A 14,584-nucleotide genomic window follows, 5' to 3' on the forward strand; every position below is an offset into this window, starting at 1 on the left:
TCCGGTCAGGATATGTCACAGCATATCGAAACCATAATACACCGGCGCCAGGAAAGTGAACGTCAGCCAGATCAAAATCGCAAGAGGGGTTCCGGCGATCAGGAAGTCGGAGAAGCGGTAGTGGCCGGGACCCATGACGATCAGGTTGGTCTGATAGCCGATCGGCGTGGCGAAGGAGCAGTTTGCGGCGAAGATCACGCAGGTGACGAAGGCCTCCACCGGCAAGCCGGTCTGTATGGCCATGTTGATGGCAATCGGCGTCAGCAGCACGGCGGTCGCGTTGTTCGACAAAAGATTGGTCATCACCATGACGAGGAAGAACAGCGCCGACAGGATCATCATTGGCGGCTGCGCTTCCAGCGCACCGACCAGCAAATCGGCGATGGCGGTGGCGCCGCCGGTCGCCTCCAGTGCCGTTGCCGAGGCGATCGAGGCGCCGATCAGCATGAAGATGCGGCTGTCGACCGCGCGCAGCGCCTGGCGCACGTTAAGGCAGCCGGCGGCGATCATGGCGAAGGTGGCTGTCAGCGCGGCGGAGACGATCGGCACCAGTCCCGAGGCGATCACCGCCACCAGCAGCGCAAAGATCGCCAGCGCACGTGGCGCCAGCCGGCGCGGCGGCACTTCCGCCGTCGACCAGTCCAGCAGCAGAACGTCGTGATAGCGGCGCAGCTTTTCGATTTCGCTGGCGCCGCCGGCGATCAGCAGCACGTCGCCCGGTTCCAGCCGGATCTCGGTCATCGCCATGCGCGGCATCCGCGAGCGCCGCTGCACGCCCATGATCACGCAGCCTGTCGCCGAGTGAAAGCCGCTCTGGGCGATGGTGCGCCCGCTGAGCCGCGAGGCGGGGGCAACCATGGCCTCGGTCAGGGTCAGGGAGCGCTGCGAAGGTGCCGGTTCCGTATCGTCCGTCTCGTTGCCCTCCGTGCCCATCAGCGGGTTGCGACGGGCCAGCGCGGATGTCAGGGCGGAGCGGGTGGCGGCGACGATCACCGTGTCGCCGACCGACAGGGTGACGTTTTCAAACGGTGGCAGGATCGGTCGCTCGCCGCGCTGGACGAGACGCACGGTCATGTCCTTCAGCGGCGGGAACAACCCGGCGACCGCCTCCACCCCTTCGAGCGGATGGCCGGCGGTGATGGCGATCTGGGCGATGAACTGCTTGCCGGAGGAGGATTGCAATTCGTCAGCCATGGTTCGGCGCGCGCGCAGTAACAGCGGCATGACGAAGATGACATAAAGCGCGCCCACGGCGGCAAGGATGGCGCCAAACCCGGTAAAGCTGAAGAAGCCGAGGCGGACATCGCTGGTGCGCGCCGCGACATCGGCGACCAGCAGGTTCGTGGAGGAACCGATCAGCGTGGTCATGCCGCCGAGAATGGCGATAAAGGACAGCGGCATCAGGAAGCGGGACGCCGATTTGCCCTGCGCGGCGGCGACCGCGGACAGGATCGGCAGGAACATCACCACCACCGGCGTGTTGTTGAGGAAGCCGCTGGTCACCGCGACGGTGGTGAGGATGGCGCCGGCGGCGAAATACGGATGGCGCCGGGTCGCCTTGACCATCATCTTCGCCGGCTTGTCGAGCGCGTCGGTCTGGAACAGCGCTTGGCCGACGATCAGCAGGCAGATGACGGTGATCAGGGCCGGGTTGGCGAAGCCAGCAAGCAGGTCCGCCGGCCCGAGGGTTGGCGCGGTCTGCGTATCGCTGACAAGCGGTGCCAGCGAAAAGATCGCCAGGAGCGCGACGACCGAGCCAAGCGCGATGAACTCAAGCGCGAACCGGTCGATGGCATAGAGCACGATGGTGACAACGATCACCAGCAACGTGAGGAGCATCGGCAGGTCGGCTGGCGTCATGCGGTCGGCCCACATCCTTTTGCTGGCTGGCCGACGTGGCGGCGCGGCGCGAAATCGATCTCCCCTTTTCTAGAGCAGTTTGCCGAAAAGTGGAAACCGGTTTTCCACGCGAAACCGCATGAAAGCAAACGGATAGACGAAAGTCATAAGGCCCGCATGGGCTGTGCGGGATTGGCCTATCGTAACGTCAGCGCCCGCCGGAATCGCGGTCGGTGACCGCGCTGTTGATCACCACCGTTCCCAGAATGAGGTCATGCAGGAGCTGCTTGCGCGGGGTGAAGAGGCACACCGCCAGCACCAAGGGGGTCAGCAGCGTGACCGAGAACCAGTAGAGCAGCGTATGCATGGCGCCGATCAGCGCATCGGGGCGCCCGCCGTTCCACATGCGCAGCTCCAGTCCGGCCGAACGCATGCCGATGGTGGCCGAGCGCGGCCCGCCGAGGGTGATGGCGGCATAGACCAGCGCCACCGCCTGCCACAGGATCGGATAGATGAACCAGCCGAGGCCGAAGGTGAACAGGCCGAGCAGCAAGACCAGAAAGCCGGCGCCGAGGCAGAGCACACCAACCACCACCACATCGAGCAGGAAAGCAAGGGCGCGCCGGGTGCGCACATCCTGATAATAGGCCGCCGACCCGAGGGGGTCGCCGCCGGATGCGGCGGGACTGGTGGCTGAGGGATCGGACTGCATGGGCGGTTGGGCTCCGGTAATGTGTCTCATCCCCTAGATAAGGAACGGGAGCTTCGATTCAAAGGCGGGATTCGCCAAGATCGAGCGGTTTGACCTTGTGGCCGTGCTCTTCCAGTGCGGCGATGATCCGGTCCGCGTGAGCCCGGTCATGGGTCTCCATGGTGACGTCAAGGGTCGTGCCCTTTGCCGGAACGTTCAGGAACAGCCGGTGGTGCGATACTTCCAGGATGTTGCCGCCAAGCGTGCCGACCAGACTGGCGATTTCTCCGAGGACGCCGGGGCGGTCCTGGGTGGCGATGCGGATCGACAGCATCCGCCCCTCGCGCGCCAGCGCTCGCACCATGATCGAGGAAAGAAGGCGCGGGTCGATGTTGCCGCCGCACATGACCAGACCGACCCGGCGGCCGGCAAAGCGCTCAGGCGTGGTCAGGACGGCGGCGAGCCCCGCCGCGCCCGCGCCTTCCGCCATGGTCTTCTGCCGGGTGAGATAGGCATTGACCGCCTGTTCAATGGCGTCCTCGTTGACCAGCAGGATGTCATCCACCGTGTCGCGGGCGATCTTCTGGGTCAGAACGCCGACATTCTTCACCGCGATGCCCTCGGCCAGCGTCGCGCCGCCGCAGGTCGCCTGCTCACCGCGCAGGGTCGCCAGCATCGAGGGGTAAAGCTCAGGTTCCACGCCGACGATCTCGATGCCCGGCTTCAGCGCCTTGGCCGCGGTCGCCATGCCGGCGATGAGCCCGCCGCCGCCGATCGGCACGACAAGACAGTCAAGGTCCGGCTGCGCCTCCAGCATCTCCAGCGCGATGGTGCCCTGTCCGCAGATGATCGCCGGATCGTCGTAAGGATGGACCCAGACGAGCCCGTGTTCCTCCGCCCGGCGCTCCGCTTCGGCTTGCGCATCGGCGAGCATTTCGCCGGCCAGCACCACCTGCGCGCCGTAGCTGCGGGTGGCGGCGACCTTCACGAAGGGCGTCGGTTCGGGCATGACGATGGTGGCCGGAATGCCGAGGCGCCGCGCGTGATAGGCGACCGCCTGGGCATGGTTGCCGGCGGACATGGCGATCACGCCGCGCGCCCGTTCGTCCTCGCTCAAGGTGAGCAGCTTGACGAGGGCGCCGCGCTCCTTGAAGGCGTTGGTAACCTGAAGGTTCTCGTATTTGACGCGGATGTCGGCGCCGGTGAGCTGCGACAGCTTGGGCGCGGGCAGGCAGGGCGTTTGCATCACCGCGCCGGCGATTGACCGGGCCGCGTCCTGGATGGATTGAAGCGTTACCTGCATGTGCGCCACCGGGCCTGTGTCATGGGATCCCAGTTTGTGCCCCTATCCGGGGATCATTTGCAAGCTCGTGATGGTCGAGCCGACCATCAGCGCGGCCAGCGCGATGTTGAGCCCGCGCAGGATGCGCCCGTCGCCCGTGCTCGCCCGCATCAGGCTGCCACCACACAGCCAGAGGCTGTTGAGGACGCTACCCAGCAGAAGGCTGGTGATCGACACCACCATCGCATCGGAGAGAAACCGATCGGCAGAGACGAACTGAGAGAGCGCGGCCACCTGCATGGCATAGGCCTTGGGGTTGAGCGGGTGCACCCAGAAGCCGCGCCAGAACCCTGGTGCCGCACCTGCCTGCGTTGTCTTCGGCCTGGCCCGGACAATGAGCCAGGCGAGATACAAAATGTACCCGATGCAAAGCCAGCGCAGGATCTGGAACACCGCCGGAGCGCTTTGCAGCAGAGCGAACAGCCCAAGGGCATTCAGCCAGAAGATCATCTGGAAGCCACTCATGGTGCCCAGCATGAAGGGCAGGACGGGACGCACGCCAAAGGCAAGGCCGCTGGCCACCAGTGCCATGTTGGCCGGGCCGGGCGAGCCGATCATTGCGGCCATGAAGGTGGCAAGCAGAGCGAATTGCGTCAGCGGCATCAGCATCTGCGATGCGGTTGCGAGGTGTGAGGGCTGGGCGATCTCGGAAAGCATGGCGATCCTTGCGTGGCCGGTAGGGCGTTGCGTTTCTGGCAAGGCATCGAAAGTCGATTGATATGTACCAAGTTACAATATTATTATTGTACTCATGACAATATTCCGAAACTTCGACGCCCAGGATGGGCCACTGACCGCACGGCGGATCGAGACCTTCCTGCGTGGCCAGATCGAGGCGGGCGTCCTGTCCTCCGGGGCGAAACTGCCGCCGATCCGCGAAACCGCCTGGCAGATCGGCTGCGCGCCGGGAACCGTGGCGCGGGCCTATCGTGCGCTGGTGGTGGCGGGGCTCGCCCATGGCGAGGTTGGCCGCGGCACCTTCATCGGCAGCGGCGGCCAAGCGGATCCGTTTCCCATGCGCGCGCCGCCGCCCGAGGCGGTGGCGGATTTCAGCGTCAACAGCTTCCAGATGGAGGATGCAAGCGGTTTGCTCGCCGAGGCCCTGCACCGGAGCGCCGCGCGCGTCGCCTCCGGTGCGCTGTCGCTCACCTATCAGGGGCTGGAGGGCGGCCGGGAGAACCGGGAAGCGGTGGTGCCGCTGATCTCGCGTTGGCGGTCCGGCGTGACGGCGGAGGATATCGTCGTTGCGAGTGGCGCTCAGTCCTTGCTGTCGGCGGCGTTCCTCGCTCTGCGGGATCCTGGGGCCGGTGTCGCCTGCGATGCCTTGACCTATCCCGGGGTGATCGCGGCGGCGGTGGCCACCGGCACGAAGCTCCACCCGGTGCGGATGGATGCGCAAGGCATGTGCCCGGAGGCGCTTGATGCCCTGTGCCGGAAGGTGCCGGTGTCGCAGGTGTTCCTGATGCCGGCGGTGCAGAACCCGACCGGCGGAGCCATGCCCGACGCCCGCCGGTCGGCACTGGCGGAAAGTGCGGCCCGGCATCGGCTGACCGTGCTGGAGGATCAGGTCTACGGCTTTCTGGAGGAGCCCGGGCGGACAGGGTTTTCCGACCTGATTCCGGAGCGGACACTGCTGATGTTCAGCCTGTCGAAATGCGTCGCGCCAGCCCTTCGGGTCGGCTACGCGGCTGGCCCTGCGGCCATGATCCGCCGGCTTGCCAGCGCGCAGAATGCCCTGCAGATGATGGTGTCGCCGGTGCTGACCGACGCGGCGAACTGGATCCTTGGCCTGCCGGCCTTCGAAGAGAGACTGGCGCGGCTGCGCGAAGGAAGCGCCCGCCGTGCAGACTATGTGGCCGAACGGTTGCCCGGTCTGGTGCCCGACCGGCTTTCGCGCGGGGTCGCCTGGTTGTCCTTGCCGGAGGGCTGGACCGAGGATGGCTTTTGCGCCGAGGCGGAGGCGCTCGGCGTGCGGGTCAGTCCGGGGCGGCTGTTTGCGGCGGACGCCCGCACCGCGCCGGGCGCGGTGCGTTTGTGCCTTGCCTCCGTGCCCGACGAGACCCGCTTTCGCGCGGCCATCGACCGCATCGCCGGGCTGTGTCAGCGGCCCGGAACGCGGTCGGAGTTCGCGCCCTGATCAGGCTCGTCAGACGGCCTTTGCCAGCCGGCGGGCGACCTCGGGGGCGAAATAGGTGAGGATGCCGTCGGTGCCGGCGCGCTTGAAGGCGATCAGGCTTTCCATCATCGCCCGGTCCCGGTCGATCCAGCCGTTCTGGCCGGCGGCGCAGATCATCGCGTATTCACCAGACACCTGATAGGCGTAGGTCGGCATCAGGAAGGTGTCCTTCACCCGGCGGATGATGTCGAGATAGGGCATGCCCGGCTTGATCATCACCATGTCGGCGCCTTCTTCAAGATCGAGTTCGACCTCGCGGAGCGCCTCGTCGCTGTTCGCCGGATCCATCTGGTAGGTGCGCTTGTCGCCGACCAGCGTGGTGTTGGTGCCGACCGCATCGCGGAACGGGCCGTAGAAGGCGGAGGCGTATTTCGCCGCATAGGCCATCACCTGCACATCGCCATGGCCGGAGCGGTCGAGAGCGCTGCGAATCGCGCCGATGCGCCCGTCCATCATGTCCGAGGGGGCGATTACGTCGGCGCCGGCATCCGCCTGCAACAGCGCCTGGCGGACAAGCTGTTCCACGGTCTCGTCGTTGAGGATGTCCTCGCCCTGCATCAACCCGTCGTGGCCATGGCTGGTATAGGGGTCGAGCGCCACATCGGTGATGATGCCGATCGGCAGGCCTTCCCGGGTGATCGCCCGGCAGGCGCGGCAGATGAGATTGTCCGGGTTGAGCGCTTCCGATCCGGTGTCGTCGCGCAAGGACGGGTCGGTGTTGGGGAACAGCGCCACCGCCGGAATGCCGAGCTTCGCCGCTTCCTCGGCCTGCCGCACCACCCCATCGACGCTGAACCGCTGCACGCCGGGCATGGAGGGTACGTCCTCGGCAACGCCTTCGCCTTCGGTCAAAAACAGTGGCCAGATCAGGTCGTCGACCGTGAGGCTCACTTCGCGCACCAGCCGGCGCGACCAGTCGGTGCGTCGGTTGCGGCGCAGCCGGCGACCGCCAACGATGGAGCCGACATCGGCGGCAAGGCCACCGGCGTGGGGACGATGAGGCGCGGTCATGTTGAGGAATCTCCAGTGTATCGTCGAAAAACGCGTTTGCCCGGACCCTATCCCATGCGCCTCTTCGCCGAAAGACTGAGAGGGTGCGATACAATGGCAAGATTGACGGGCAGGCAGGCGGCCGGTACTCAAACCTAGGGTCCAGACTCATAAATGAGGCTGACATGGCATGGGAAATGGCAAAGTCTCGCGAGGAAGGGCGTGCGGAGCGGGCTTGTTGCCCGGTCAAACGCGCTGACGACGCAAGGTGAAGCCATTTCCATGTCCTGAAGGATTTGACCGGATTGCTCCTGCTCCGCGTCGCGAAAGGCTTGAAAATGAACCACATTTCCTGCGCTTTCGCTTCTTGACCAGGAGCAATCTGCCTCAAACCATTTCGAGCTCATTTATGAGTCTGGACCCTAGCGCTGCTCGGCCTGCTTGCCGCGCAGGGCGCTGGGAGAAGTGCGGTAGGGGAGGCGCCGTTCATGGATTTTACCCTCGGTGAGGATCAACGCGCGTTTCAGGACGTCGCGGCACAATTCGCCCGCGACGAAATGGAGCCACACGCCCGGGAATGGGACGAAACATCGACGTTTCCGGTCGAAACCCTGCGCAAGGCCGCCGAACTAGGTTTCGGCGGCATCTATGTGGGCGATGATGTCGGCGGCTCCGGCCTTGGCCGGCTCGATGCGGCGGTGATCTTCGAGGAACTGGCCAAGGGCTGCACGTCGACCGCCGCCTATATCTCGATCCACAACATGGCGTCCTGGATGATCGACCGCTACGGCTCGGACGAGCAGCGGCGCCGCTTCCTGCCCGATCTTTGCGCCATGCAGCGCTTCGCCAGCTATTGCCTGACCGAGCCGGGGGCCGGTTCCGACGCGGCGAGCCTCAGGACCCGCGCGGTGCGCGATGGCGATCACTATGTGCTCAACGGCTCCAAGGCGTTCATTTCCGGCGGCGGCGCGGCGGATGTTTATGTGACCATGGTGCGCACCGGCGAGGACGGTCCCCGGGGGATTTCCTGCGTTGTCGTGGAAAAAGGGACGCCGGGCCTGTCCTTCGGGGCGCAGGAGGTCAAGCTGGGCTGGAAAAGCCAGCCGACGGCCCAGGTCGATTTCACCGATTGCCGGGTGCCGGTGGCCAACCGCATCGGCGAGGAGGGCGAGGGGTTCCGCATCGCCATGGCCGGACTCGACGGCGGGCGGCTCAATATCGGTGCCTGCTCGCTCGGGGCGGCGCAGACTTGCCTGGAACGGGCCACCGCCTACATGCGCGAGCGGCGCCAGTTCGGCAAGGCGCTCGCCGAGTTCCAGGCCCTGCAGTTTCGTCTCGCCGACATGGCGACGGAGCTGGAGGCGGCCCGCCTCCTGCTGCACAAGGCGGCGGTTCTGGTCGATGCCAAGGCACCCGATGCCACCCGCACGGCGGCGATGGCCAAGCGGCTGGCGACCGACACGGGCTTCAAGGTGGTCAACGAGGCGCTGCAATTGCACGGCGGCTACGGGTACCTGCGTGATTATCCGATCGAGCGCTACCTGCGGGACGTGCGGGTCCATCAGATCCTGGAAGGTACCAACGAGATCATGCGGTTGATCATCGCGCGGGACCTGTTGAAGGATTGAGAAGGCGCCCCGGGGTCCATGCTTGCGCTTTGCGGCCGGTGTCGTCATGCCCGGACGTCCGGGTGATGCGGCGGCAACGCTTCTGTGCGCGCAGGCGTTTCCGGCCATGCCGACGAACGACGATGTGCTGTTCGCCGCGATGATGCTATGGGGCTACGGCGTGATCCTGGCCGTGCTGATCCTGTTCGGCGACAAGTTAGTGAGGGCTCGATGAGCGAAGACGAAATTCTGTTCGAAACCCGCGGCCATGCCGGCATCGTTACCCTCAACCGTCCGAAAGCCCTCAATGCCCTGAGCCATGGCATGGTGCGCGCGCTCGCCGCGCAGATAGAGGCCTGGCGGGAGGATGATGCGGTTCGCCTTGTGGTGTTGCGGGCCGCTGGCGAGCGGGCCTTCTGCGCCGGCGGCGACATTCGCCGGATCTACGATCAGGGACAGGCCGGGGATCCGCACAAGGTTGATTTCTTCGCCGACGAATACCGGTTGAATGTCGCGATCAAGCGTTATCCCAAGCCCTGGGTGTCGCTGATCGACGGCATCGTCATGGGCGGCGGTGTCGGCATTTCGGTGCACGGCAGCCACCGGGTCGGCACCGAACGAACCGTCTTTGCCATGCCGGAAACCGGCATCGGTTTCTTCCCCGATGTCGGCGGGTCCTATTTCCTGCCGCGCCTGCGGGGGGAGACCGGAATGCTGGCGGCCCTGAGCGCCGGCCGCATGAAGCAGGCCGATGCGCTGTGGACCGGCGTGCTGACCCATGCGGTCGCCTCCGCCGATCTCGATGGGCTGCTGGACGCGCTTGCCGAGAGCGGGTCTCCTGACGAGGTGCTGGCCGCGCAGGCGCGTACCGCTGCGGATCTTGCTGAGGGCGAGGCGCCGCTGGCGGAACGCGAGACGCGCATCGCCGACGTGTTCGGCCGCGACACGGTCGCAGCGGTTCTCAATGAGCTGGATCAGGTCACCGGCGCGGATGCGGATTGGGCCGCAGGGCTGGCGGACACCATCCGCTCCAAGTCGCCGACCAGCCTTGAGATCGCCTTCCGGCAGGTGCGGCGCGGGGCCGATCTGGATTTCGAGGACTGCATGCGCATGGAATACCGGATCGTCAGCCGGATCCTGGAAGGCAAGGACTTCTACGAGGGCGTGCGCGCGGTGCTGGTGGACAAGGACAACACCCCGCACTGGACGCCGGCCAATCTCGCAGATGTGCGCGAAGAGGATGTGGAAGCGCATTTTTCCGCACCCGCGGGCGGTGATCTGGATGTATGACGTCGAAGGGCGGGGGCGAGGACAGGCAACAGGGATGATGTGCCGATGATCTCGCTGATCAAGGATTTCGTGCAAAGCCGGCCGGCCTGGTCGGTGGTGCTCGTCTGGTACCTCAGGGCCATGGCGGTGCTGCTCTTGGGCGGCGGGCTCATTCACTGGGCGCGGATCATCGGCATTGTGCCGTGGCGCGGTGCCTGGTTCTGGGACATGCCGGTGGAATGGCAGGCGGCGACCGTGTTCTTCGCCGTCCTGGATCTGGTGGCGGCCATTGGCCTGTGGCTGACCGTGTCCTGGGGCGCGGTGATGTGGCTGTTCCGGGCGCTGACGCAGGTGGTGATGCACTCCGCCTTCTCCGACGTGTTCGGGCGCCGGCCTTATGAAATCGCGTTCTATCTTTTGACCATCGCGCTCTATCTGACGTTGCTCTACCTCACGGAGCGGGAGCAACGACGTTAGCGTGCCGTTCCGGCGCGCGGATCTCGAAGCTTGAGTGTTGTGAACTTTCGTTCAGCCAAGGAGAGAATACATGGCAACCATCGGCTTTATCGGACTGGGCAACATGGGTGGACCGATGGCGGTCAACCTGCTGAAGGCCGGGCACAAGGTCTTCGGTCTCGATCTGTCGACCGAAGCCAAGGAGCGGCTCAGTGCGGAGGGCGGTGTTGCCGTCGACAGCGTCGCGGAGGCGGTCGCCTCTGCCGATGTGGTGGTGTCGATGCTGCCGGCGGGCGCGCATGTGCTCAAGGTGTATTGCGGTGAGGACGGGGTGCTGGCGCATGTGCGTCCCGGCGCGTTGCTGATCGACAGCTCCACCATCGATGTGGACTCCGCCCGCCAGGTCGCCGCCGCCGCCGTCGAGGCGGGCATGCGGATGGTCGATGCGCCGGTCTCCGGCGGGGTTGCCGGGGCAGCCGGCGGGACACTCACCTTCATGGTGGGCGGTCCGGACGACGCCTATGAAGCGGCGCTGCCCTATCTGGAAATCATGGGCAAGACCATCGTCCATGCTGGCGGCGCGGGCACCGGGCAGGCGGCGAAGATCTGCAACAACATGCTGCTTGGCATTTCCATGATCGGTGTCAGTGAAGCCTTCGTTCTGGCCGAGCGGCTCGGGCTCGATCACCAGAAGCTTTATGATATTTCCTCCACCGCCTCGGGCCAGTGCTGGTCGCTGACGAGCTACTGTCCCGTTCCTGGACCGGTCGAGACCTCGCCGGCCAACCGGGATTACCAGCCGGGCTTCGCGGCGGCGATGATGCTGAAGGATCTGAAGCTCGCCCAAGAGGCCGCGCATTCCAGCGGCGCCTCGACGCCGCTCGGGGCCGAAGCCGCGGCGCTTTACAACATGTTCTGCAATGCGGGTGAGGCGGGAACCGACTTTTCCGGGATCATTCGCTTCCTGCGTGGCAAACAGGAGGCTTGATCCTCCCAAGGCCGAAAGCAAACAGGTGCCGCGCCGATGGGTGCGGCACCTAGGGTCCAGACCCATAAATGCGCTGACATGGCATGGGAATGGCAAGAGACTGCAAGGAAGGGCGTGCGAAGCGGGCTTGTTGCCCGGTCAAACGCGCTGACGATGCAGGGTGAAGCCATTTCCATGTCCTGAAGGATTTGACCGGATTGCGCCTGCTCTCACGTCGCGAAAGGCTTGAAAATGAACCTCATTTCCTGCGCTTCCGCTTCTTGACCAGGAGCAATCCGCCTCAAACCATTTCGAGCTCATTTATGAGTCTGGACCCTAGGGTTTCCAGTAAGTAAATCTTGGTTTTTTGGCTGTTTTGCTGGATCTCTCCATGTTTAACAAAACGTCACGCATGTTGGCGTGGGATGGAATTGGCAATTAAGGTTCGGTTTAGCGTTCTTTTTAAGCGGATTTTAGAGACCGGGCGCCTAATGTCTGTTTCAAGGTGAGGATAACCCACCAAAAACAATACATGAGGCGCAAACAGATGATGACCGCAAAAAAGGTGGCTGAAGCAACAGTTCAAGCCGAAGACACGAATGAGATCAGACCGCTTTACCTTGAAGCCCTGACTTTGGTCGAGCGACTGCATCGCCGGTTGCTGGATGTGGTCAAGGACGAATTCGACCGGGAAGGCCGCTCGGATATCAATGCGGTGCAGGCGCTGCTGCTGTTCAATATCGGCGATGCCGAACTGACTGCTGGCGAGCTGCGCACGCGGGGCTACTACCTTGGCTCCAACGTGTCCTACAACCTGAAGAAGCTGGTCGACATGGGCTTTATCCATCACCAGCGTTCGCGCACCGACCGCCGCTCGGTTCGTGTCAGCCTGACGGAAAAGGGCAAGGAAATCGCCAGGAAGATCAATGATCTGTATGAGCGGCAGATGCTGTCGGTCGAGCAGGTCGGCGAGATCGGCCCGGATGACTTCGTGGTGCTGAACAAATCGCTGCGCCGGCTTGAGCGGTTCTGGACCGACCAGATCCTGTATCGGCTGTAAAAGACCGGCAAAGGCCACCGATCGCGGTGTGCCGCCTCTCCGGCAAAGGGCCTTCCCCGATCCGGATCTCAAAAGGCCCGCCTTCCACTGGGAGGGCGGGCCTTTGACGTTTGCGCCGGCGGCGATTGCACCGGCTGTCGGGTCCGGTTGGCGAGTGCCGGTTGGGGCAGACCATGAATGCGCCACAATGACATGGAACCCCATGTATCCGACATGTCCGGAGTGTGGCCGCTGGTTGCGCAGGCTTTGCCGGACAGCTCCCGTTGCCGTAGTATTCGCCGGGAGATGCAATTGGCCCTGTGCGTGTGAGTATTTGTTAACAGGGGCGGGGTACCCATGTCCTGACCGCAGGATGCAGGGTGATAAGGGAGTATGCGCGTGGGATCGATGGCAGCCACCATCTTCGAGGCGGGATCGTTGGCGCGAAAGGCCGGTTTTGGGCTGGCCGGGCTGGCCCTGATGGCGTTGCCCCAGGCGGCGACGGCGCAGAACGCGGCGGTGCAGATGCTGATCGAGCAGCAGCAGCGGGCCGAGTGGAGCGATCAGTTCGACAACACCATGCGCAGCCTGCAGGCAATCGAATCCACCTCACCGACCCTGTCTCCCGACACTGCGGCGTATGTGGAACAGGCGATTGCCCGTTATTCCTCGATCGTTGCGCAAGGCGGCTGGCCGCGCGTCAGCAGCGGGCGGCGAGCCATGCGGCTCGGGACCCGGGACGACAATGTGGTGGCCTTGCGCCGCCGTCTGATGGCCTCCGGCGACCTTGAACAGACCGCCGGCTTTTCCAGCACCTTCGATTCCTATGTCGACGCCGGCGTGCGGCGTTTTCAGGCCCGCAACGGTCTGACGCCTGATGGGGTGGTCGGGAAGGGGACCCTCGATGCGCTCAATGTTCCGGCCCAGGTTCGCCTGTCCCAGCTTGAAACCAATCTGGTGCGCCTGCGCTCCATGTCCGGCTTTCTCGGTGATCGCTATGTGATGGTGAACATCCCGGCGGCGGAGATCGAGGCGGTGGAGAACGGCCGGGTCCGCTCCCGCCATACGGCCGTGGTGGGCAAGATCGATCGGCAGACCCCGATTCTCAACTCGAAGATCTACGAGCTCAATTTCAATCCCTACTGGACGGTTCCCGTCTCGATCATCCGCAAGGATCTGATTCCGAAGATGAACGAGGATCCCGGCTATCTGGAAAAGAACCGGATCCGGATCTTCGACTGGAAGGGGAACGAGCTGACCTGGCAGCAGATCGACTGGAGCACCGACGAGGCGACCAAGTACCAGTTCCGTCAGGAGCCGGGCGAGATCAATTCGCTCGGGTCGGTTCGCATCAACTTCCACAACATGCATCAGGTCTACCTGCACGATACACCGTCGAAGTCGCTGTTCGGCTCCGACTACCGGTTCCACTCCTCCGGCTGCGTACGCGTGCAGAATGTGCGCGAGCTGATCACCTGGCTGCTGGCCAGCACGACGCCGGACTGGGACCGCCAGCGGGTGGACAGCACCATTCGTTCCGGCGAGCGCGAGGATGTGCGGCTGAAGACCCAGATTCCGCTGTATCTCGCCTATGTCACCGCCTGGGCGACCGCCGAGGGCGTGGTGCATTTCCGCGACGATATCTACAATCGCGACGGATTGATGATGAGCAGCACTGAGGCGTCCCTGCAGTGACGCAGCCGGTGTGTCGCGCTGAGGCAAATTGCCGTCGCAATCGCCGCCGTGCCGGTTATGTCGTTGCGTCACCTTATGCAGGAGGGCGCGCGGGTTGCCTTGCCCGTTTTGAATGCGGCGCAGTGACGCGGGTGCCTGAGGCATGAGCAAGACCACGCCCGTGCCGGGAGAGGTATATTTTGAATTCGTTCCACTTGGGCGGCAGGTGAAGGTGACTGCCATCGACGCGGCCAGCGGGCTGGAAGTCGTGGTGATGGGGCCGGTCCAGGCGGCGCAGGCGGATCTTCAGCAATTGGCGTTGCGCAAACTGATGCGGCAGCTTGAAGAGAGGACGACCCGCCGCTGACCCCGGAAAATGCCCGGAACTGGGCCTTGGTTCCGTTTGGCGGCTGTGCTATTTGCATCGCCCTTGATGGTGGTGGGGAAGATTGGCTGTCCCCGCTGGAGCGCTCGCCGGCATGCAGCAAGGCGCGCATTCTTTTCGTGAGTGAAAACTCTCCTGGTGAGACTTGG

At 64.5% G+C, this 14,584-nt stretch carries 14 protein-coding genes; 9 read left to right on the forward strand and 5 right to left on the reverse strand.

The features are described 5' to 3' along the window. Positions 1-15 precede the first annotated feature (15 nt). From IEV83_RS00935 to IEV83_RS00950, 4 genes are all read right to left on the reverse strand, one after another. Positions 16-1,860: an SLC13 family permease gene (locus IEV83_RS00935; protein WP_181758388.1), complete on the reverse strand. Its 1,845-nt coding sequence runs from the start codon at positions 1,858-1,860 to the stop codon at positions 16-18. Positions 1,861-2,047: 187 nt separating this feature from the next. Continuing rightward, entirely contained in the window at positions 2,048-2,551 is a 504-nt protein-coding gene (locus IEV83_RS00940) for an RDD family protein (RefSeq protein ID WP_181758389.1), read from the reverse strand. Between the two features lie 58 nt (positions 2,552-2,609). Further along, positions 2,610-3,833: a threonine ammonia-lyase gene (locus IEV83_RS00945; protein WP_181758390.1), complete on the reverse strand. Its 1,224-nt coding sequence runs from the start codon at positions 3,831-3,833 to the stop codon at positions 2,610-2,612. A gap of 42 nt (positions 3,834-3,875) precedes the next feature. After that, positions 3,876-4,529, reverse strand: a complete 654-nt coding sequence (locus IEV83_RS00950) for a LysE family translocator (RefSeq protein WP_181758391.1) — start codon at positions 4,527-4,529, stop codon at positions 3,876-3,878. Positions 4,530-4,623: 94 nt separating this feature from the next. On the opposite strand from IEV83_RS00950, the gene IEV83_RS00955 reads away from it, so the two are divergent. Further along, a complete protein-coding gene (locus IEV83_RS00955; RefSeq protein WP_181758392.1) occupies positions 4,624-6,009 on the forward strand; it encodes an aminotransferase-like domain-containing protein in 1,386 nt (461 codons plus the stop codon). Positions 6,010-6,018: 9 nt separating this feature from the next. Here the strand turns inward: IEV83_RS00955 and hemB are convergent, their stop codons facing one another. Next, the gene (gene hemB / locus IEV83_RS00960; protein WP_181758393.1) at positions 6,019-7,059 is read right to left on the reverse strand and encodes a porphobilinogen synthase; all 1,041 of its coding nucleotides are present in this window, start codon (positions 7,057-7,059) and stop codon (positions 6,019-6,021) included. 467 nt (positions 7,060-7,526) lie between these two features. On the opposite strand from hemB, the gene IEV83_RS00965 reads away from it, so the two are divergent. The 8 genes from IEV83_RS00965 (at position 7,527) to IEV83_RS01000 (ending at position 14,417) form a co-directional block, all read left to right on the forward strand. Continuing rightward, positions 7,527-8,666 (forward strand): isobutyryl-CoA dehydrogenase, encoded by a 1,140-nt coding sequence (locus IEV83_RS00965; protein WP_181758394.1) that lies wholly within the window; start codon positions 7,527-7,529, stop codon positions 8,664-8,666. Positions 8,667-8,688: 22 nt separating this feature from the next. Further along, a complete protein-coding gene (locus IEV83_RS00970; RefSeq protein WP_280513983.1) occupies positions 8,689-8,880 on the forward strand; it encodes a DUF5367 family protein in 192 nt (63 codons plus the stop codon). Next, complete coding sequence (locus IEV83_RS00975; protein ID WP_181758396.1) at positions 8,877-9,935, forward strand: enoyl-CoA hydratase/isomerase family protein; 1,059 nt, start codon at positions 8,877-8,879, stop codon at positions 9,933-9,935. The genes IEV83_RS00970 and IEV83_RS00975 overlap by 4 nt, the downstream gene beginning before the upstream one ends. A 45-nt stretch (positions 9,936-9,980) precedes the next feature. Continuing rightward, on the forward strand, positions 9,981-10,391 hold the full coding sequence (locus tag IEV83_RS00980; protein WP_181758397.1) for a DUF6163 family protein: 411 nt from the start codon (positions 9,981-9,983) through the stop codon (positions 10,389-10,391). 70 nt (positions 10,392-10,461) lie between these two features. Continuing rightward, a complete protein-coding gene (mmsB, locus tag IEV83_RS00985; RefSeq protein WP_181758398.1) occupies positions 10,462-11,358 on the forward strand; it encodes a 3-hydroxyisobutyrate dehydrogenase in 897 nt (298 codons plus the stop codon). Between the two features lie 526 nt (positions 11,359-11,884). Continuing rightward, positions 11,885-12,397 (forward strand): transcriptional regulator LdtR, encoded by a 513-nt coding sequence (ldtR, locus tag IEV83_RS00990; protein ID WP_181758399.1) that lies wholly within the window; start codon positions 11,885-11,887, stop codon positions 12,395-12,397. 387 nt (positions 12,398-12,784) lie between these two features. Next, a complete protein-coding gene (locus IEV83_RS00995; protein WP_209002952.1) occupies positions 12,785-14,071 on the forward strand; it encodes a L,D-transpeptidase family protein in 1,287 nt (428 codons plus the stop codon). 142 nt (positions 14,072-14,213) lie between these two features. Further along, positions 14,214-14,417, forward strand: coding sequence for a DUF6898 family protein (locus IEV83_RS01000; RefSeq protein ID WP_181758401.1), 204 nt, complete (start codon positions 14,214-14,216; stop codon positions 14,415-14,417). The last annotated feature ends 167 nt before the right edge of the window (positions 14,418-14,584 follow it).

The organism is Stappia taiwanensis, assembly GCF_014635285.1.
Classification (GTDB): Bacteria; Pseudomonadota; Alphaproteobacteria; order Rhizobiales; family Stappiaceae; genus Stappia; species Stappia taiwanensis.